This is a genomic window from Acinetobacter sp., from assembly GCF_036666595.1.
In the GTDB taxonomy this organism is placed as follows: domain Bacteria; phylum Pseudomonadota; class Gammaproteobacteria; order Pseudomonadales; family Moraxellaceae; genus Acinetobacter.
In genome coordinates this window covers 1-606 of sequence record NZ_JAVWVO010000114.1, presented here as the reverse complement: position 1 = coordinate 606, position 606 = coordinate 1, and the positions used below count along the sequence as shown (strand labels likewise).

General features: G+C 29.7%; 1 protein-coding gene. It reads right to left on the bottom strand.

The window, feature by feature from the left end; all coding sequences use genetic code 11:
* Positions 1 to 432 precede the first annotated feature (432 nt).
* The coding region (locus RR876_RS17080; RefSeq protein ID WP_332637199.1) for a DUF962 domain-containing protein at positions 433 to 606 on the bottom strand (174 nt) is incomplete at its 5' end.

The window sequence follows — 606 nt, the reverse complement described above, 5'->3', positions numbered from 1 at the left end:
AAATGTTTCCATAATATTTTTATCCTAATTTAAATTACGCTCAATCCATCCTGAATTGATTCAATTTAAATTAGCGTGAGAAACAGCAGAAGAAAAGAATGGATATGAAAAATTAATCACCATTCTTTTGAATGGTTTACTTTCGTCTGTACATCTTTTTTAAATTTTTTTGTTAAAAATTTAAACTTAATCTAAATGTCCCCATATGAATTCACACCCAAATAGCATATTTTTATATGAATGTAGTTAGGAGTATAAGGTGTGAAATATAAGTTTTGTTTTATGGTTGCATTTGGGGTGTGATGTAGATTGATTAGCTATTATTTTTATGGTTTAGTTTGGTTAATTTTATAAATTAAAAATAGAAAAACGAAAGTATGCTTGAGTTGATGGGGCGCTGCTCAATAAAAACATAGAGCAGCCTGTTTTTATTTACCAATCGACGCGTTTTAATAAAATGTCTTTATACATTTTAAAGTCACACACTAAGCTAAAGAAAGGTTGTTTAAAAGTAGCGGGTTTATTATGTTCAAAAAAGAAGTGTCCGACCCAAGCAAACCCATAACCCACCACAGGTAAAGCCCAAAGTAATTTTGCATTTTTGGT